Consider the following 18,223-nt stretch of genomic DNA (forward strand, 5'->3'; position numbering starts at 1 on the left):
TGATTCCCCACCCATGCCGAGGCACCGGGGACGCGCCGACCGTACGGGTGGCTCCAGCGGGCGATTCCCGGCGCCCGGCCGCCCGCTCACGCCGAGGTGTCGGGGACGCAGCGGCCGTCGACCGTGCGGTAGCTCCAGCGGGCGCCGCCGGACACCAGTTCGCGTACCGCCCGGACGAAACGCTCCACGTGCTCGTCGGGGGTGCCCGCGCCGAAGCTGACGCGGATGGCGTTGAGGGACTTCTCGCCCGGTGCCGCCTCCGGGGCCCCGCACTCGCCCTGGGTCTCGGGGTCGGTGCCGAGCAGGGTGCGGACCAGCGGGTGGGCGCAGAAGAGGCCGTCGCGGACGCCGATGCCGTACTCGGCGGAGAGCGCGGCGGCGAAGTGGGAGCTGTTCCAGCCGTCGACCACGAAGGAGATCACGCCGACGCGGGGGGCGTCGTCGCCGAAGAGGGACAGGACGCGCACCTCGGGGACGTCGGCGAGCCCGGCCCGCACGGTGCTGATCAGCTGCCGCTCACGGGCCACCAGGGTGTCGAAACCGGCGTCGGTGAGGGCCTTGCAGGCGGAGGCGATGGAGTAGGCGCCGATGACGTTGGGCGAGCCGGCCTCGTGGCGGGCGGCGCTGTCGTGCCACTCGACGTCCACGCCGCCGTCCTCGCGCCGGGTGACCCTGCGGCTGGCGCCGCCGCCCGCGAGGTAGGGCTCGGCGGCCCGCAGCCAGTCGGCGCGGCCGGCCAGCACGCCGGAGCCGAAGGGGGCGTACAGCTTGTGCCCGGAGAAGGCGACCCAGTCCACGTCGAGTTCGGTGACCGAGACGGGGTGGTGGGGGGCGAGCTGGGCGGCGTCCAGGACGATCCGGGCGCCGTGCGCGTGGGCGGCGGCGGCCAGTTCCCCGACCGGCCACAGCTCGCCGGTGACGTTGGAGGCGCCGGTGACACAGACCAGGGCGGGGCCGTGCGGGTCGCGGGCGGCGAGGGCGCGCTCCAGGGTCTCGACGGCCTGGCGCGGGGTGCGCGGGGCGTCGAGGTAGCTGACCTCGGCGTCCTTCCAGGGCAGCAGCGAGGCGTGGTGCTCGGTCTCGAAGACGAAGACCTGGCAGCCGGCGGGCAGCGCGGCGGCGAGCAGGTTGAGGGAGTCGGTGGTGGACCGGGTGAACACCACCTGGTCGTCCTCGCGGCAGCCGAGGAACTCACCGACTGTCTTCCGGGCGTTCTCGAACAGGTCGGTGGACAGCTGGGAGAGGTATCCGGCACCCCGGTGCACGCTGCCGTAGTAGGGCGCGTAGGCGGCCACGTCGTCCCACACCCGCTGGAGGGCGGGCGCGCTGGCGGCGTAGTCGAGCGCGGCGTAACCGACCTCGCCGCCGGTGACGAGCGGCACGGTGACGTCCCGGCCGAGGACGGGCAGCGGCTCACCGAGGGTGGGGGCGGCAGCGGTGATGGCGGTGGAGACGGACATGGGTCAACTCCCGTGCAGGCAGGCGGAATTCACCACGCGAACGAAGTCGCTCCAGCGCGGCGATGAAAGAGAAAAAGGGATTGCGGAGGCGGGGCTCTGCGGCCCAATCACATTCGCTTGCTCACGGAAGGCTCCTCGACGACCAGGACCCCTGGTGACACGAGGGGTCCGCGCTTGCCGCAGACCTCGCTGCCCACGGCCTGGTCTTCACCCGGGGCACCCCGCCACGGACGGAGGGTTGCCGGACAGCCGGCCGGGGCCTGATGGCTGTCGCTCATGACCTGGTCCAACATCCTGCCATACGATCATGTGTGCGCAAGGCGCAGTCCGTCATCTGGACTGCGCCCTGTGTCACACCGCGCACGCCCCTCAAGGGACGCCGTCGCGTGCCCTCAGGCGTTGCTCGCCGCCACCCACCGCTCCAGCGTCCGCTTCGCCGCCCCCGAGTCGATGGACCGCTCGGCCCGGGCCATCCCGGCCCGCAGCTGCTCGGTGAGCGGCTCCCCGGTGGGGTCCAGGGCGGCCAGCGCGGCGGCGGCGTTGAGCACCACGGCATCGCGGACCGGACCGCGTTCGCCGTCCAGCAGCCGGCGGGCGACCTCCGCGTTGAAGGACGGGTCGCCGCCGCGCAGGGCGTCGACCGGGACCAGGTCGAGGCCGACGTCCCGGGGGTCGAAGGTCTCCTCGGTGACCTTGCCGTCGCGCACCACCCAGACCCGGGAGGTGGCGGTGACGGTCAGCTCGTCGAGGCCGTCGTCACCCCGGAAGACCAGGGAGGAGTTGCCGCGCTCGGCGAAGACGCCCGCGACGACCGGCGCCATCCGGGGGTCGGCGACCCCGACGGCCTGGGCGCGCACCCGGGCCGGGTTGGTCAGCGGACCGAGGATGTTGAACACCGTACGGATGCCGAGCTGGCCGCGGGCCGCGCCCGCGTGGCGCAGCGCCGGGTGGAACCTGACCGCGAAGCAGAAGGTGATCCCGGCCTCCTGGGCCACCTCGGCCACCCGGGCCGGGGTCAGCTCCAGATTGACGCCGAGCTTCTCCAGCACGTCGGAGGCGCCGGACGCGGAGGACGCGGCCCGGTTGCCGTGCTTGACGACGGTGGCGCCGGTGCCGGCCACCACGATCGAGGCCATGGTGGAGATGTTCACCGTCTTGGCGCCGTCGCCGCCGGTGCCGACGACGTCGACCGTGCGGCCGGGCACCTCGATCACATGGGCGTGCTCGTACATGGTCCGTACCAGACCGTTGATCTCCTCGACGGTCTCGCCCTTGGCCCGCAGTGCCACCACGAAGGCGGCGATCTGGGCGTCGGTGGCCTCGCCGCGCATGATCCGGTCCATCGCCCAGGCGGTGGCCTCGGCGCTCTGGTCACGGCCGTACAGCAGCGAATTCAGTACGTCGGGCCAGGAACGGCCCGCCGCGGTGTCGCCTCCAGCGGGGGTCACAGCGCTCATCAGCCGCTCCTGGGTGAGGTCCCGCACGCGTCGGGACGGGTCGTGTCGATGCGGGTCCACCCTATCCAGCCGAGGCTTCCGCGAGGTCGCCCGTCCACGCAACGGACGAGGCCCCGCTCCGGCGTGCGGAACGGGGCCTCGGTGCGTGGCGAACGCGGTGATGTCAGGTGATCAGTGGTGGCCGTGGCCGCTGGTGATCTCCTTGTACTCCTCGACGGTCGGCTTCGGGATCTGGGAACCCTCGCCGTAGTACGCCTTGCTGAGCTTGGCGCGCAGCTTGTCGGGGGCCTTCACCTTGCGGGCGACCCCGTTCTCGTCGGTCGCCGGGCCGACCTGGGCCGGCTCGTACTGCTCGTGCGCGGTGAGGGTGTGCAGTTGCTCCTGGCTGAGCGGCTGGTGGATCTCGATGAACTCACCGTGCGGCAGCCGCTTGATGGTGCCGGTCTCCCGCCCGTGCAGCACCTTCTCGCGGTCCCGGCGCTGGAGGCCCAGGCAGATCCGCTTGGTGATGATGAACGCGGCGATCGGTCCGGCGAAGAAGCCGATCCGGACGAACCAGGTGACCGCGTTGATCGACAGCTGGAAGTGGGTGGCCCACAGGTCGTTGCCACCACCGACCAGCGTGATCATGTACATCGTGATCCAGGCGACGCCGAACGCGGTGCGCGTCGGGGCGTTGCGCGGCCGGTCCAGGATGTGGTGCTCGCGCTTGTCCCCGGTGATCCAGGACTCGATGAACGGATAGAACGCGAGGGCCATCAGGACCGCGCCGAACAGCACCAGGGGGATGAACACGCCCAGGACCAGGGTGTGGCCCCAGAAGTTCACTTCCCAGCCGGGGAAGAACCGGATCAGGCCTTCGGCGAAGCCCATGTACCAGTCCGGCTGGGCGCCCGTGGACACCATGTCCGTCCGGTAGGGGCCGATCGCCCAGATCGGGTTGATCTGCGCGACGGCCGCGACGGCCGCGATCACACCGAAGACCAGGAAGAAGAAGCCGCCGGCCTTGGCCATGTAGACCGGCATCAGGGGCATGCCCACGACGTTCTTGTTGGTCTTGCCGGGGCCCGCGTACTGCGTGTGCTTGTGGTAGACGACCAGGATCAGGTGGGCGACCACCAGCCCGAGCATGATGCCCGGCAGCAGCAGGATGTGGATCGAGTAGAAGCGGGCCACGAAGTCGGTGCCCGGGAACTCCCCGCCGAACAGGAAGAACGAGATGTACGTGCCGACGATCGGCGTCGCCAGGATCGCGCCCTGGGTGAAGCGGACACCGGTGCCGGAGAGCAGGTCGTCCGGGAGCGAGTAGCCGGTGAAACCGGTGAACATGCCCAGCACGAACAGCAGGAACCCGAACAGCCAGTTGATCTCACGCGGCTTGCGGAACGCGCCCGTGAAGAACACGCGCATCATGTGCACGAACATGCCGGCGAGGAAGATCAGCGCCGCCCAGTGGTGGATCTGCCGGATGAGCAGACCACCGCGCACATCGAAGGAGATGTGCATGGTCGAGTTGAACGCCTCGGACATCAGCTGTCCCTGGAGCGGGACGTAGGAGCCGTGGTACTCCACCTCGGTCATCGACGGGTGGAAGAACAGCGTCAGATAGACACCCGTCAGGATGATGATGATGAAGCTGTAGAGGCAGATCTCGCCCAGCATGAAGGACCAGTGGTCCGGGAAGATCTTGCGCATGTTGGCCTTGGCCAGGGAGTAGATCCCCAGCCGGCCGTCCGCCCAGTCGGCGACGCGCTCGCCGGCGGGCGCCTTCCCGCGCCTGGTCTCGTTGGTGGTGGTAGTGCTCATCCGCGCTCCCAGAAAGCAGGACCGACGGGCTCTTCGAAGTCGCCGAGCGCTTCGAGATAGCCCTCGTCGTTCACACCGATCCGCAGCTGCGGCAGGGCGTGACCGGCGGGGCCGAAGATCACCCGGGCGCCGTCGGAGAGGTCGAAGGTGGACTGGTGGCAGGGGCACAGCACGTGGTGCGTCTGCTGCTCGTACAGCGAGATCGGGCAGCCGACGTGGGTGCAGATCTTGGAGTACGCCACGATGCCTTCGTGCGACCACTCCAGCTCGCGGGCGTCCTTGATGTCCTCCGGCTGGAGCCGGACGATCATCAGGGCGGCCTTGGCGATCTGGGTCTGGAAGTCGTGGTCGTGCTCGTCCAGGCCCTCGGGCATGGCGAAGGTGAGCGAGCCGACGGCCACGTCCGAGGGGCGCAGCGGCTCGTTCGTGTTCATGTTGACCAGGAGCTTGCCGGCCTTCCACAGGGTGTGGCGCAGCGAGGTCCCGGGCAGCGGGCCGAGGTCGCGCAGCAGGATCACACCGGAGAGCGGGAACAGGGCCAGCGCGCCGAACATGGTGTTGCGGATCAGCTTGCGGCGGCCCAGCGCGGACTCCTTGGCACCCTGCCGGAAGTCCTCCATGACCTTCGCCTTGACCTCCGGGGAGGCGGCGACGGGGTGCCGCTCATCGGCGATCTCGTGGTCCGACATCAGGGTCCGGGCCCAGTGGACCGCGCCCGCGCCGATCAGGAACAGGGCGGCGCCCAGGGTCAGGCCCAGCGCGAAGTTCAGCGCGTTGATGTGCCCGATCGGGAAGACGAAGATCGACTTGTCGTGCGGGATCGCCACGTACGACGCGATGAAACCGGCGGTGGCCAGCATCGACAGCGTGAACATGAAGGCGACCGCGCGCTCGGACCGCTTGGCGGCCTGCTCGTCGATGTCCTGGATACGGGGCTCGTGGGGGGGCAGCCCCGGGTCGGCGAACGGGTCCTTCTCGTCCGCGACGGAGACCGCGCCGTGCGCGACCTGCTCAGCCGGCAGGTTCTCTTCTGGAATGTCTTGGCTACTCATGACTTCTTGGCCTTTGCGGTCCGAGCGGCGACCCAGACGGCGACCGCGATCAGCGCGCCGAGGCCGAAGATCCACGCGAAGAGGCCCTCGGCGACCGGTCCGATCCCGCCCAGCGACATGCCGCCCGGGTTCTCGGTGTCGGAGCTGTTGACCGCGTCGAGGTAGGCGATGATGTCCTTCTTGTTCTGCTCCGTCAGCGTGGTGTCGGGGAACGACGGCATGTTCTGCGGGCCGGTCTGCATGGCCTCGTAGATGTGCTTCGGGTCGACCCCCTCCAGCGACGGCGCGTACTTGCCCTGGGTCAGGGCGCCGCCCTTGCCGGTGAAGTTGTGGCACTGCGCGCAGTTGTTGCGGAACAGCTCCCCGCCCTCGGCGATGTCCGCGCCCTCGGGGCCGTACTGCTCCTCGGTCGGGACCGCGGGACCGGCGCCGAAGGACGCGATGTAGGCGGCGAGCTGGTCGATCTCGGCCTGCGAGTAGATGTTCTTCTTCGCCGGTACCTGGACGCCCTGCGACGTCGCGGCCGGCATCCGGCCGGTGGCGACCTGGAAGTCGACGGCCGCCGCGCCCACGCCGACCAGGCTCGGACCGTCGGAGGTGCCCTGACCGCCGGTGCCGTGGCAGCTGGCGCAGCCGACGGCGTAGAGCTTCTTGCCCTCTTCGATGGCGAGGGACTGGGCGGTCTCATCGGCCTGCGCCTTGTCCGCGGGCGCGAACGTGGCGTACAGCCCCCCAGTGGCCGCCAGCGCGAGGAGGAGAACGACGACCGCCGCCAGCGGATGGCGTCGTCGTACGGAGAGCTTTTTCACGGATTACCCCGGTGTCAGGATCTTCTGCGTCGATGCTGCTTCTGGAATGCGGGAGCGTGCGCGGGGCACGGGTCCGGCTACTTGATCATGTAGATCGTGGCGAAGAGGCCGATCCAGACGACATCGACGAAGTGCCAGTAGTAGGACACGACGATGGCCGCGGTCGCCTGCTCATGGGTGAACTTCCGGGCCGCGTAGGTACGGCCGAGGACGAGCAGGAAGGCGATGAGTCCGCCCGTCACATGCAGTCCGTGGAAGCCGGTGGTCAGGTAGAACGCCGAGCCGTAGGCGTCGGACGAGAGCGAGATGCCCTCGTGCTTGACCAGCTCGGTGTACTCGGTGACCTGACCGCCGATGAAGACGGCACCCATGATGAAGGTGACGATGAACCACATCCGGAGCTTCTTCACGTCGCCGCGCTCGGCGGCGAACACGCCGAGCTGGCACGTGAGGGAGGAGAGCACCAGGATCGTGGTGTTGGCCGCCGAGAACGGGAAGTTGAGGGCGTCCGCCCTCTCGCTCCAGAAATCGGGACCGGTCACCGATCGCAGGGTGAAGTACATCGCGAAGAGGGCCGCGAAGAACATCAGCTCGGAACTCAACCAGATGATCGTTCCGACACTGGTGAGGTTCGGCCGATTGACCGACGGGTGCGCGTGCCCGGTTTCTACTGTCGTTGCTGTCGCCACGACCGACATTATGTCGGTCGCTTATCCCGCCCTCACTCCGGGGGGTGCCGTTCGGAGTGTTCGCAGCGTGTGTACTGCCCGGATGGCCGATCGAATGACGGTCACGGGCGGGTTCCGACAGGTGTTGACGGCGAGTGGGAGGGAGTAGCATCCGCGGCATCGGGCAGCGCCCGTTACGGCCGTACGACGCCGATGTCGCCGATGTCACGGAGGAAGCATGCAGCCGACCGCCACGGTGCTGGTCTACAGCGACGACTCCACCACCCGCGCTCAGGTGCGGCTCGCCGCCGGGCGCCGGCCCGCGCCCGATGTACCGCCCGTCGCGTACCTGGAGTGCGCGACGGCCGCGGCGGTGGTGACGGAGCTGGACAGGGGCGGGATCGATGTGATCGTGCTGGACGGCGAGGCCTCGCCGATGGGCGGCATGGGGCTGTGCCGGCAGCTGAAGGACGAGGTGTTCGAGTGCCCGCCGGTGCTGCTGCTGATGGGGCGGCCCCAGGACGCTTGGCTGGCCACCTGGTCGCGGGCCGACGCCGCGGTGACCCTGCCGGTGGATCCGGTGGAGTTCGCCTCGGCGTTGGCCTCGCTGCTGCGTAACCGTAAGTTGCAGAGCGCCTAGGGAGCGGGGTGCGTCGCCCGGTGCGCGGGTGCGGGGTGGGGGGTTGCTCGCGCCCACGCGGCGGAGCCGCATATCGATACAGCCCCGCGCCCCTTTGGGCGTTGCCGTCCCCGGCGTCTGCAAGCCACGGTCGTTCGGTCAGACCTGTTCTGGACGGAGTCGCAGTGCGTCCTCCGGCTTCGGGCCGTCTGGGGTGCCGCCCAGGAGGGCGCTGCCGGAGCGCCAGTCCTTCCAGTCGAGGTTCCAGTCGCCGTAGCCGTTGCCGAAGGGGTCCATGTAGTCGCCGTAGGAGTTGATGACCTCGACGACATCGCCCTTGGTGAAGGTCTCGAAGAACCAGGCGGCGTTGCCGGTGCTCATGCCGACACAGCCATGGCTGACGTTGCGGTAGCCGTGGTCGCTGATCGACCAGGGGGCGGCGTGCACGTACTCGCCGCTCCAGGTGACCCGGGTGGCCCAGTAGACCGGCAGGTTGTATCCCTCCGAGGAACTCGCTGAGATGCCGACACTGGAGCCGCGCATCCGTACGAAGTACTCCTGGCCCAGGATCACCTTGATGCCGTTGCGGGTCTCGAAGCCGGGCTTGCCGGTGGTGATCGGGATGGAGTTGATCTCCTCGTCGTTGCGGTAGATCGTCATCCAGTGCGAGGCGGCGTCGGCGACGGCGACCAGCTTGTCACCGGTGGTGAACTTCAGCGTTTCGGCCTTGCCGCCCCACAGCCGGTCGCTGATCTTGATGCCCTTGAGGTTGCTGTTCGCCTTGACGGTGGCGTTGGTGGGCCAGAACTCCTTGGGGCGGTAGTGCAGCTCCTGGTCGTTCACCCAGTGCCAGGCGCCCTCCACCGCGGGCTTCGAGGTCACCTTCAGGCCGCGTTCGACGATGACGCGCTGCGCCTTGTCCGCGACCGGCTCGCTCAGCTCGGCGATGACCGGCTGGGCGACGCCGTAGGGGTCCGGGTCCGGGTCCGGGCCGAACCAGACGTCCATGCGTGTCTTGGTGCGGGGCTGGCCGGTGTCGAAGGTGTGGGTCTTGCGGCCGGGCTTGCCGTCCGCGTTCTCGGTGCTCACCCGGACCGTGTAGCGGGCGTCGGCGGCCAGCGGGGAGGTGCTGTGCCAGCGGCGCCCGTCGGCCGAGAGTTCGCCCGCGAGATAGCGCCCCGCGCCGTCGACGGCGGTGACGTCGGTGATCCGGTTGCCCTCGCCGTCGACGGTGATGTCGAGCGGCTTGGACGGGTCGGCCGGCAGGGGCTTGCTCTTGCTCCCCTTTGTCGGCTTCTCCGGTGTGTTCGGCTTCTTCTGTCCGGCCTTCTCGGCCTTGGCGCCGGCGCTTGCCTCGGCGCCCTCGCTGGGGTCGGCACTCGTGCTGTCCTTGGCGCTCTTGGCGCCGCCGGCGCTCGTGGCGCCTTTGAAGGAGATCTGGTCCGCAGCGTCGTACGGCGTGGCCGCGAGCGGGTTGCCGTCGCTGCCGCAGGCGGTGACGGTCACGCCGAGGGCCATCACCAGCAGCGCGCAGCTGACGACGGAACGGGTGTGCGGGGAGGTGCTCATGGCTTCAAAATAAGAAGCCCCGGCGAGTCCGGCGCGTTCAGTGAGCCGTGCGGGGGACGGACCCCGCGCAAATGCAGGAGCCCGGACCCTCCTGACGGAGTGTCCGGGCTCCTGGCCGTGCAGGTGAGCGCTACTGCGTCTGGTTCTCGCCGCGGTAGTACTCGAAGACCCAGCCCCAGATGCCGATCAGGATGATCGGGGCGGCGAAGTACACCAGCCACCAGCCGACCGCGATGCCGAGGAACGCGATCGCGCCGCCGACGCCGAGGGCGAGCGGCTGCCAGCTGTGCGGGCTGAAGAAGCCCACGTCACCGGCTTCGTCCGCGACATCGGCCTCCTCGTTGTCCTGGGCACCCACGTCGACCCGCCGGGCGGTGAAGCCCAGGTAGAAGCCGATCATGATGCACAGGCCGAAGGCCAGGAAGAGGGCCGTGGTACCGGCCGGCTCCTTCGACCACACGCCATAGACGACCGCCACGGCGAGGACGAAGACGCTCAGCCACATGAACATCTTGCCCTGAATCTTCACTTCCCGGCCTCCTTGCCGCCCGCGATGGCGCTGGCCCCGGAACCGCCGTGGCCGAGCTGGTCGAGCGCGGCGATCTCGGGGTGGTGCAGGTCGAACGCCGGGGATTCGCTGCGGATCCTCGGCAGGGTGAGGAAGTTGTGCCGGGGCGGCGGGCAGGAGGTCGCCCACTCCAGGGAGCGGCCGTAGCCCCAGGGATCGTCCACCTCGACCTGCTTGCCGTACTTGGCGGTCTTCCAGACGTTGTAGAGGAACGGCAGTATCGACGCGCCGAGGACGAAGGAGCTGATCGTGGAGACCATGTTCAGGGCGGTGAAGCCGTCGGCCGCCAGATAGTCGGCGTACCGGCGGGGCATGCCCTCGGCGCCCAGCCAGTGCTGGACCAGGAAGGTGCCGTGGAAGCCGACGAACAGCGTCCAGAAGGTGATCTTGCCGAGCCGTTCGTCCAGCATCTTGCCGGTCCACTTGGGCCACCAGAAGTGGAAGCCGGCGAACATGGCGAAGACGACGGTGCCGAAGACGACGTAGTGGAAGTGGGCCACCACGAAGTACGAGTCCGAGACATGGAAGTCCATCGGCGGCGAGGCCAGGATGACACCGGTCAGACCACCGAAGGCGAAGGTGATCAGGAAGCCGGTGGCCCAGAGCATCGGTGTCTCGAAGGACAGTGAGCCCTTCCACATCGTGCCGATCCAGTTGAAGAACTTCACACCGGTTGGGACGGCGATGAGGAACGTCATGAAGGAGAAGAACGGCAGCAGCACACCGCCGGTGACATACATGTGGTGGGCCCACACCGTCACGGACAGACCGGCGATCGCGATGGTCGCGGCGATCAGGCCCTGGTAGCCGAACATCGGCTTGCGGGCGAAGACCGGGATGATCTCACTGACGATGCCGAAGAATGGCAGCGCGATGATATAGACCTCTGGATGGCCGAAGAACCAGAAGAGGTGTTGCCATAGCAATGCCCCGCCATTGGCGGCGTCGAAGATATGGGCACCGAATTTCCGGTCGGCCTCCAGGGCGAACAGCGCGGCGGCCAGCACCGGGAAGGCGAGCAGGACCAGCACACCGGTCAGCAGCACGTTCCAGGTGAAGATCGGCATCCGGAACATCGTCATGCCGGGTGCGCGCATGCAGATGATCGTGGTGATGAAGTTGACCGAGCCGAGGATGGTGCCGAAGCCGGAGAAGGCCAGACCCATGATCCACATGTCGGAGCCGAGACCCGGCGAGCGGACCGCGTCCGACAGCGGCGAGTACGCGAACCAGCCGAAGCTCGCCGCGCCGTTCGGGGTGAGGAAACCACCCACCGCGATGAGCGAGCCGAACAGGTAGAGCCAGTAGGCGAACATGTTCAGGCGCGGGAACGCCACGTCGGGGGCGCCGATCTGGAGCGGCATGATCCAGTTGGCGAATCCGGCGAACAGCGGCGTCGCGAACATCAGCAGCATGATCGTGCCGTGCATCGTGAACGCCTGGTTGAACTGCTCGTTCGAGACGATCTGCAAGCCCGGACGGGCCAGCTCGGCGCGCATGAGGAGCGCCATCACGCCGCCGATGCAGAAGAACGCGAAGGACGTGACCAGGTACAGCGTGCCGATGGTCTTGTGGTCGGTGGTCGTCAGCCACTTCACCACCACGTTGCCGGGCTGCTTGCGCCTCACCGGCAACTCGTCCGCGTAGTGCGAGACCGGCGCCGGCGCCGCCCCGCCCTGAGGTTCGTTGATGATGCTCACAGCTGGTTCGTCTCCCGGTCCTTCTCGGCCTGCGTCTGCTCGATGCCGGCGGGCACGTAACCGGTCTGGCCCTGCTCGGCCAGCTCCTTCAGGTGCTGCTCGTAGCGCTCCTCGGAGACGACCTTCACGTTGAACAGCATCCGGGAGTGGTCGACACCGCACAGCTCGGCGCACTTGCCGAGGAAGGTGCCCTCCTGGTTGGGAGTCACCTCGAAGGCGTTGGTGTGGCCCGGGATGACGTCCTGCTTCATCAGGAACGGCACCACCCAGAAGGAGTGGATGACGTCCCGGGAGGTCAGCACGAAGCGGACCGTCTTGCCCTCCGGCAGCCACAGCGTCGGGCCCGGGTTGCCGGTCTGCGGGTTGGTCTCACCGGGCGTGCCGCAGGAGTAGACGCCCCCGGCGTTGTCCGGGAAGTCATCCCTGTAGCGCGTCGGGATCGCGTCGAGTTCCTCGGCCGTCTTGGCGTCGCCGGTGGAACCCTCGACGTTCTCGATGTAGTTGAAGCACCAGCTCCACTGGAAGCCGACCACGTTGACCGTGACGTCGGGCTCTTCCTTCAGACTCAGCAACTTGGTCTCGTCGCGAGCGGTGAAGTAGAAGAGGACCGACACGATGATGATCGGTACGACCGTGTAGAGGGCCTCGATCGGCACGTTGTACCGGGTCTGCGGAGGGACCTCGATCTTCGTGCGGCTGCGCCGGTGGAAAATCGCACTCCACAGGATGAGGCCCCACACCAGCACGCCGACGGCGAGCGCGGCAGCCCATGATCCCTGCCACAGGGAGAGGATCCGCGGAGCCTCTTCTGTGACCGGGGTGGGCATGCCCAGGCGGGGGAAGTCCTCCCATGTGCAACCGGTGGCGGTCGCGAGGACCAGGCCCGCGGTCAGAGCCTGAAGCAGCTTCCGCCGCATCGGGCGCCGCGGCTTGGGGGTACCTCCCACGCCCTTCAGGCTGTGGGGGAGGTCGGAGCCGTTGGGACTCACGTAGCGCCTTCCCGAGAGTCTCGCCCGCGCGGTTGGCTGCGGCCTGCCTCGCTGGTCGGTCGCCGCCCTGCGTCGGGCAGGGGTTTGGATGTTTATGCGGACCAAACCCTAGCCGACGCCCTCCGGGCCTTCGCGGGGAGGGGTGCCTCTGTCCCGGGTGGTTCGCTTGTTTGGCGGGCGCGGGTCCGGCCGTGGTTGTTCGCGCAGTTCCCCGCGCCCCTGAGGGGGTGTCCCTGACCGGGCGTTCTAACGTTGCCGTATGGGTTACTTCGATGGGGCCTCCGGGGCCCCGCTCCATCCTGTCGCGCGGGAGGCGTTGCTTGCCTCGCTGGACGACGGGTGGGCCGATCCTGCGCGGTTGTACCGGGAGGGGCGGCGGGCGCGGCTGCTGCTCGACGCCGCTCGGGAGGCCGCCGCGGAGGCGGTGGGGTGCCGGGTGGACGAGGTGGTGTTCACCTCGTCGGGGACGCGGGCGGTGCATACGGGCATCGCGGGGGCGCTGGCCGGGCGTAGGCGTATGGGCCGTCACCTGATCGTGTCAGCGGTCGAGCATTCGTCCGTGCTCCATTCGGCCGAAGCGCATGAGGCCGGGGGCGGGACCGTCACCTCCGTCGCCGTGGACCGGACGGGTGCGGTGGGTGTCCGATCGTACGCCGACGCCCTGCGGCCGGACACCGCGCTGGCCTGTCTCCAGTCCGCCAACCACGAGGTGGGGACCGCGCAGCCGGTGGACGAGGTGGCGGGGGTGTGCCGGGCGGCGGGGGTGCCGTTGCTGGTGGACGCGGCGCAGTCGCTGGGCTGGGGGCGGGTGGACGGGGACTGGTCGCTGCTGACGGCCAGTGCGCACAAATGGGGCGGTCCGGCCGGGGTCGGGCTGCTGGTGGTGCGCAAGGGGGTGCGGTTCGCGCCCCAAGGGCCCACGGACGAAAGGGAGTCGGGGCGGGCGCCCGGTTTCGGGAACCTTCCGGCGATCGTCGCGGCGGTGGCCTCGCTGCGGGCGGTACGGGCCGAGGCGGCCGGGGAGGCGGTACGGCTGCGGGAACTGACGGAACGGATCCGGGCGCGGGTGCCCCGGCTGGTCCCGGACGTGGAGGTGGTCGGCGATCCGCGGCGGCGGCTGCCCGGGATCGTCACCTTCTCCTGTCTCTACGTCGACGGAGAGGCCCTGCTGCACGCGCTGGACCTGGCCGGCTTCTCGGTGTCCTCCGGCTCCTCCTGCACCAGCAGCACCCTGACGCCCAGCCATGTGCTGCGGGCGATGGGGGTGCTGAGCGAGGGGAACGTACGGGTGTCGCTGCCGCTCGGGACCCCGGAGGGGGAGGTGGAGCGGTTCCTGGAGGTGCTGCCGGGGGCGGTGGCGGGTGTCCGCGAACAACTGGCCACCGCGGCGCCCACCACCGCCGTGCACGAGGACACGCTGGTGGTGGACGCCCTGGGCAAGCTGTGCCCGCTCCCCGTCATCGAACTGGCCAAGGTGATCGGCCGGGTCCCGGTCGGCGGCACGGTCCGGGTCCTGGCGGACGACGAGGCGGCCCGCCTGGACATTCCGGCATGGTGCGAGATGCGGGGGCAGGAGTACGTGGGGGCGGAGGCGGCGGAGAAGGGGACGGCCTATGTGGTCCGCCGGACCAGCTGACGTCCCCTGCCCCTGTTCTTGCCCCTGCCCCTGTTCCTGTTCCTGTTTCTCAGAGGCTCGCCCGGGGGCTCAGCCCAGGTAGCCCCGGACCTCGTCCCCGGCCTCGTGCCCGTACGCCTTGGTGAAGCGGTCCATGAAGTGGACCCGGCGCAACTGGTACTCCTGTGTGCCCACGGTCTCGATCACCAGCGTGGCGAGCATGCAGCCGACCTGCGCCGCCCGCTCCAGGGAGACGCCCCAGGCCAGCCCGGACAGGAACCCGGCGCGGAAGGCGTCGCCGACGCCCGTGGGGTCGGCCTTGCGCTCCTCCTCCGCGCAGCCGACCTCGATCGGGTCCTCGCCCGCGCGCTCGATCCGTACGCCGCGCGCGCCCAGCGTGGTGACCCGGTGGCCGACCTTGCCGAGGATCTCCTCGTCGCTCCAGCCGGTCTTGGACTCGATGAGTCCCTTCTCGTACTCATTGGAGAAGAGGTACGCGGCTCCGTCCAGCAGTATCCGGATCTCCTCCCCGTCCATCCGGGCGATCTGCTGGGAGAAGTCGGCGGCGAACGGAATGCCGCGGGTCTTGCACTCCTCGGTGTGCCGGAGCATCGCCTCCGGGTCGTCGGCGCCGATCAGCGCCAGGTCGAGGCCGCCCACCCGGTCGGCGACGGTCTTCAGCTCGATCAGCCGGGCCTCGCTCATCGCGCCCGTGTAGAAGGAGCCGATCTGGTTGTGGTCGGCGTCGGTGGTGCAGACGAACCGGGCCGTGTGCAGGGTCTCGGAGATCCGGACCGAGTCGGTGTCGACGCCGTGCCGGTCCAGCCAGGCACGGTACTCGTCGAAGTCGGCGCCGGCCGCGCCGACCAGGATCGGCCGGGTGCCCAGCTGGCCCATGCCGAAGGCGATGTTGGCGCCGACCCCGCCGCGGCGGACGTCGAGCTTGTCGACGAGGAAGGACAACGAGACCGTGTGCAATTGGTCCGCGACGAGCTGGTCGGCGAAGCGGCCGGGGAAGGTCATGAGGTGGTCATTGGCGATGGAGCCGGTGACTGCGATGCGCACGGCGAGGACGCTCCTCGGTGGACGGCAAGTGACAGTCAACGCTACCGGGTCCGACGGGCGCCGCTGAAGCGGCCAAAACTACCCGATAGTAGATCTTTCTTCGCACCCTCCGGCGTGCCTACGGTTCCTGTATGACGAACCTCAGGGTCCACTCCCCCGCTCCGGCCGACCTCGAAGGCGACCTCGCGTCGCTGCGCGGGGACTGCGCCCGGATGGCCCCGCACTACCCGGTGCCGCGGCGCGGCGCCACCAGCCCGGTCCCGCCGGCGCTGATCCACGGCGTGACCGTGCCGCCGGGGTCGGCGCGGCTGCTGGACGCCATGTCGGACTACGGGGACTGAGGCAGCACCGCACCCCTTGGCGGAACCGGGCCTTCCGGCGGCCCCGGCGCGCGCCGGGAACCGTGCGCTCCCCCGCCGCGTCCCATCGGCGTCCCCTGTCCGGGGGATCGGGCATACGCCCACCCCGGTGCCCTCGATCGGCAGGGCCGGGGCATCCGGGACAGCTGCGCGGCCGAAGGAGCGATGCGGTGAACACCGAGCGACCCGACAACCCCGAGCCGGGGCCCGGCCCCGGGCCCGATGTGGAGGCTGTGGCGGAGTCCGACGGAGTCGAGGGCGTCGGGATGGGGGCGGTGGAGGAGGCGGGCGAGGGTACGGGGAGGTACGCGGCGGGCGCGGCGGGGGCGGCGGACGCGCCCGCTGGGGAGGGCGAGCCGGGCGGGAAGGGCGAGTCGGTCGGGCGAGCCATGGGGGGTAGGAAGGCCGAGCCGGTCCAGCAGGACGAGCCGGTCCAACAGCCCAAGTCGCACAAGCGGGCCCAAGTGGCCAGGACAGCCGAGCCGACCGGGCAGAACGAGCCGGTCCAGCAGGCCGTGTCGCACAAGCGGACCCAGGTCGACAGCAAAGCCGAGCCGACCGAGGAAGGCGAGCCGGTCCAGCAGGGCGAAGCCGATGCCTCCGGGGCCGCCGGGACAGCCAGGACCGCTGGGGCCGCCGGGGCCGCCGGGGCCGCCGGGGCCGCCGGGGCCGCCGGACCGGAGAGTGCCGACGCGGACGCCGTATCCGAATCCGGGAACGCCCCGGCCGCCCCCCTCACCGACGCCACCCCCGACGCCGACCGTCCGAAAGCCGCCGGTCACCCGGCCACCACCCCCGGGGACGCCGCTCCAGACGCCGCCCAACTGGCCACCGGCCTCGACGCCGACCGCAGGCACACCGCCGGGCAGCCGACTGCCATCCCCGCGGGCCCCGCCCCCCACGCCGACCACCCAGCCCCCGCCCCCAGCCACCCGCAAGCCGCCTCCCACCAGGCCCCCGACCAGCCGAGCACCACCTCCCCGTCCTCTCTCCACCCCACCCGGCGTCGCTCCCCCCTCCTTGTCGCCTCCGTCGTCGCCGCTGTGCTGTTGGTCGGGGGTGGGGGGGCTTATCTGGCCACGTCCGCCGACAAGAGCGCGCGGAGCGCGCAGGATGCGGGGGTGCCCGCCGGGGGCGTGAGCGGTGGCGGTACTCCCCCGCCGCTCGCCCTCGACGGCCACCCCGGGGACAACGGGATCGCGCCCGGCGAGCCCGACCCCGGCGGCGGGCTGTACCGGGCCGTCGGGGAACTGCCGCAGGGCCCGGCCGACGCCCCGGTGTACACCGTGCACGGCGACATAGGTGCCGACGACGTGACCCGGCTCGCCGACGCGCTCGGCATCGCGGGCACGCCCGTCGCCGAGGGGCCGTCCTGGCGGATCGGCGGACAGGACGGCCAGGGCCCGAGCCTCTCGGTGAGCCGGCAAGGGCCCGGCACCTGGACCTTTCACCGGTACGTCCCCGGCCCCGACGGCTGCCAGAGCGCCACCACCTGCGCCGAACCGCCGGACGGGACCGGCGATCCGGTCGGCGAGGCCGAGGCCCGTGCGCTCGCCGCGCCGGTGCTCAGGGCCCTCGGGCAGGGCGACGCCGACATGGACGCGAGTCAGGTGACGGGCGCGCGGCGGCTGGTGAACGCCGAACCCCGGGTCGGCGGGCTGCCCACCCATGGCCGGCCCACCCAGCTCACGGTGAGCGCGCAGGGCGAACTGGTCGGCGGGAGCGGGCAGTTGAGCCCGCCGGTCGAGGCGGCGACGTACCCCGTGCTGGGTGCGGAGGAGACGCTGGGGCTGCTGAACGCCACCTCGGGGGACGGCCGGGTGGGGATCGGCGGGTGCGCCGAGCCCGTACCGCTGGAGGGGCAGGCGGTGTCGCCGTGCGAGCCCTCCACCGCGCTGCCGGAGCAGGGGGCGCAGCAGAGCATGTCCGTCGAGGGCGCGGAGTTCGGGCTGGCCTCGCACACCGTCGGGGGGCGGGCGGCGCTGGTGCCGTCCTGGCTGTTCGAGGTCCGAGGGGCGGGGGCGGCGGAGAGTTTCACGGTGACGCATCCGGCGGTCGACCCCGCGTATCTGGCGACCCCGTCACCCGCCGCGCCCACCGCGCCTCCCGTGGCCACCGAGTCCTCCTCGCCGTCGCCCGAGCCCTCCGGTGGGCCCGTGGAGACACGGGATGTCCAGGTGGAGGGGTACACCGCCGAGGGCCGGGAGCTGACCGTGCGGTTCACCGCAGGGGTGTGCGCGGACTACTCGGTGGTGGCGCGGGAGAGCGGCGGTCAGGTGCGGGTGACGGTGACCGAGACGTCCTGGCCGGACAGGATCTGCATTCTGATCGCCGAGATCCAGCACCGGACCGTGCAGCTCGACGAGCCGCTCGGTGACCGGCGGGTGGTCGGCTCCGGCGGCGCGGCCATCGCGCTGGAGAAGCCGGGGGCGCGGCTGCCGGGGTAGCCGGGCGTACGGAGAAGGCGGCGGCCACCCGATACCGGGG

Annotated in this window: 15 protein-coding genes and 1 riboswitch; of the genes, 4 read left to right on the forward strand and 11 right to left on the reverse strand. The window is 70.3% G+C overall.

Annotated features, from left to right (window positions below):
- Window positions 1-86: 86 nt before the first annotated feature.
- From ACFXAZ_RS32315 to ACFXAZ_RS32340, 6 genes are all read right to left on the reverse strand, one after another.
- Window positions 87-1,460 carry an aminotransferase class V-fold PLP-dependent enzyme gene (locus ACFXAZ_RS32315; protein WP_384598371.1) on the reverse strand — a complete coding sequence of 458 codons (1,374 nt, stop codon included), beginning with the start codon at window positions 1,458-1,460 and terminating at the stop codon, window positions 87-89.
- Between the two features lie 165 nt (window positions 1,461-1,625).
- Window positions 1,626-1,742: riboswitch (SAM riboswitch) on the reverse strand.
- Window positions 1,743-1,852: 110 nt separating this feature from the next.
- The gene (gene trpD, locus ACFXAZ_RS32320) at window positions 1,853-2,917 is read right to left on the reverse strand and encodes an anthranilate phosphoribosyltransferase (RefSeq protein ID WP_384598373.1); all 1,065 of its coding nucleotides are present in this window, start codon (window positions 2,915-2,917) and stop codon (window positions 1,853-1,855) included.
- Window positions 2,918-3,088: 171 nt separating this feature from the next.
- Window positions 3,089-4,723, reverse strand: coding sequence for a cytochrome bc complex cytochrome b subunit (locus ACFXAZ_RS32325; RefSeq protein ID WP_384598375.1), 1,635 nt, complete (start codon window positions 4,721-4,723; stop codon window positions 3,089-3,091).
- Window positions 4,720-5,775, reverse strand: coding sequence for a Rieske 2Fe-2S domain-containing protein (locus ACFXAZ_RS32330; protein WP_384598377.1), 1,056 nt, complete (start codon window positions 5,773-5,775; stop codon window positions 4,720-4,722). The genes ACFXAZ_RS32325 and ACFXAZ_RS32330 overlap by 4 nt, the downstream gene beginning before the upstream one ends.
- Window positions 5,772-6,584: a c-type cytochrome gene (locus ACFXAZ_RS32335; RefSeq protein WP_384598379.1), complete on the reverse strand. Its 813-nt coding sequence runs from the start codon at window positions 6,582-6,584 to the stop codon at window positions 5,772-5,774. The genes ACFXAZ_RS32330 and ACFXAZ_RS32335 overlap by 4 nt, the downstream gene beginning before the upstream one ends.
- A 77-nt stretch (window positions 6,585-6,661) precedes the next feature.
- Complete coding sequence (locus ACFXAZ_RS32340) at window positions 6,662-7,282, reverse strand: heme-copper oxidase subunit III (RefSeq protein ID WP_384598381.1); 621 nt, start codon at window positions 7,280-7,282, stop codon at window positions 6,662-6,664.
- A 208-nt stretch (window positions 7,283-7,490) separates the two neighbouring features.
- On the opposite strand from ACFXAZ_RS32340, the gene ACFXAZ_RS32345 reads away from it, so the two are divergent.
- A complete protein-coding gene (locus ACFXAZ_RS32345; protein ID WP_384598383.1) occupies window positions 7,491-7,892 on the forward strand; it encodes a hypothetical protein in 402 nt (133 codons plus the stop codon).
- Between the two features lie 138 nt (window positions 7,893-8,030).
- Here ACFXAZ_RS32345 and ACFXAZ_RS32350 read toward each other — a convergent pair whose 3' ends face one another.
- The 4 genes from ACFXAZ_RS32350 to coxB all read right to left on the reverse strand — a co-directional run bounded on the left by ACFXAZ_RS32350 (window position 8,031) and on the right by coxB (window position 12,697).
- A complete protein-coding gene (locus ACFXAZ_RS32350) occupies window positions 8,031-9,440 on the reverse strand; it encodes an Ig-like domain-containing protein (RefSeq protein ID WP_384598385.1) in 1,410 nt (469 codons plus the stop codon).
- 130 nt (window positions 9,441-9,570) lie between these two features.
- Entirely contained in the window at window positions 9,571-9,969 is a 399-nt protein-coding gene (locus tag ACFXAZ_RS32355; protein WP_384598387.1) for a cytochrome c oxidase subunit 4, read from the reverse strand.
- Complete coding sequence (gene ctaD, locus ACFXAZ_RS32360) at window positions 9,966-11,708, reverse strand: cytochrome c oxidase subunit I (protein ID WP_384598389.1); 1,743 nt, start codon at window positions 11,706-11,708, stop codon at window positions 9,966-9,968. The genes ACFXAZ_RS32355 and ctaD overlap by 4 nt, the downstream gene beginning before the upstream one ends.
- Window positions 11,705-12,697, reverse strand: a complete 993-nt coding sequence (gene coxB / locus ACFXAZ_RS32365) for a cytochrome c oxidase subunit II (RefSeq protein WP_384598391.1) — start codon at window positions 12,695-12,697, stop codon at window positions 11,705-11,707. The genes ctaD and coxB overlap by 4 nt, the downstream gene beginning before the upstream one ends.
- Before the next feature lie 259 nt (window positions 12,698-12,956).
- On the opposite strand from coxB, the gene ACFXAZ_RS32370 reads away from it, so the two are divergent.
- A complete protein-coding gene (locus ACFXAZ_RS32370) occupies window positions 12,957-14,333 on the forward strand; it encodes a cysteine desulfurase/sulfurtransferase TusA family protein (protein ID WP_384598393.1) in 1,377 nt (458 codons plus the stop codon).
- A gap of 69 nt (window positions 14,334-14,402) precedes the next feature.
- Here ACFXAZ_RS32370 and ACFXAZ_RS32375 read toward each other — a convergent pair whose 3' ends face one another.
- A complete protein-coding gene (locus tag ACFXAZ_RS32375) occupies window positions 14,403-15,377 on the reverse strand; it encodes a carbohydrate kinase family protein (RefSeq protein WP_384598395.1) in 975 nt (324 codons plus the stop codon).
- Between the two features lie 131 nt (window positions 15,378-15,508).
- Here ACFXAZ_RS32375 and ACFXAZ_RS32380 point away from each other — a divergent pair, with 131 nt between their 5' ends.
- Both ACFXAZ_RS32380 and ACFXAZ_RS32385 read left to right on the forward strand, forming a co-directional pair.
- Window positions 15,509-15,718 (forward strand): hypothetical protein, encoded by a 210-nt coding sequence (locus tag ACFXAZ_RS32380; protein WP_382692044.1) that lies wholly within the window; start codon window positions 15,509-15,511, stop codon window positions 15,716-15,718.
- A gap of 188 nt (window positions 15,719-15,906) precedes the next feature.
- Window positions 15,907-18,183: a hypothetical protein gene (locus tag ACFXAZ_RS32385; RefSeq protein ID WP_384598397.1), complete on the forward strand. Its 2,277-nt coding sequence runs from the start codon at window positions 15,907-15,909 to the stop codon at window positions 18,181-18,183.
- Window positions 18,184-18,223: the final 40 nt, after the last annotated feature.

Source organism: Streptomyces sp. NPDC059477, from assembly GCF_042749375.1.
GTDB lineage: Bacteria > Actinomycetota > Actinomycetes > Streptomycetales > Streptomycetaceae > Streptomyces.

Excerpts from the sequence above, each read along its gene's own strand:
- ACFXAZ_RS32315 (WP_384598371.1), bottom strand. The coding sequence starts at position 1,460 with ATGTCCGTCTCCACCGCCATCACCGCTGCCGCCCCCACCCTCGGTGAG.
- trpD (WP_384598373.1), bottom strand. The coding sequence starts at position 2,917 with ATGAGCGCTGTGACCCCCGCTGGAGGCGACACCGCGGCGGGCCGTTCC.
- ACFXAZ_RS32325 (WP_384598375.1), bottom strand. The coding sequence starts at position 4,723 with ATGAGCACTACCACCACCAACGAGACCAGGCGCGGGAAGGCGCCCGCC.
- ACFXAZ_RS32330 (WP_384598377.1), bottom strand. The coding sequence starts at position 5,775 with ATGAGTAGCCAAGACATTCCAGAAGAGAACCTGCCGGCTGAGCAGGTC.
- ACFXAZ_RS32340 (WP_384598381.1), bottom strand. The coding sequence starts at position 7,282 with ATGTCGGTCGTGGCGACAGCAACGACAGTAGAAACCGGGCACGCGCAC.
- ACFXAZ_RS32345 (WP_384598383.1), top strand. The coding sequence starts at position 7,491 with ATGCAGCCGACCGCCACGGTGCTGGTCTACAGCGACGACTCCACCACC.
- ACFXAZ_RS32350 (WP_384598385.1), bottom strand. The coding sequence starts at position 9,440 with ATGAGCACCTCCCCGCACACCCGTTCCGTCGTCAGCTGCGCGCTGCTG.
- ACFXAZ_RS32370 (WP_384598393.1), top strand. The coding sequence starts at position 12,957 with ATGGGTTACTTCGATGGGGCCTCCGGGGCCCCGCTCCATCCTGTCGCG.
- ACFXAZ_RS32380 (WP_382692044.1), top strand. The coding sequence starts at position 15,509 with ATGACGAACCTCAGGGTCCACTCCCCCGCTCCGGCCGACCTCGAAGGC.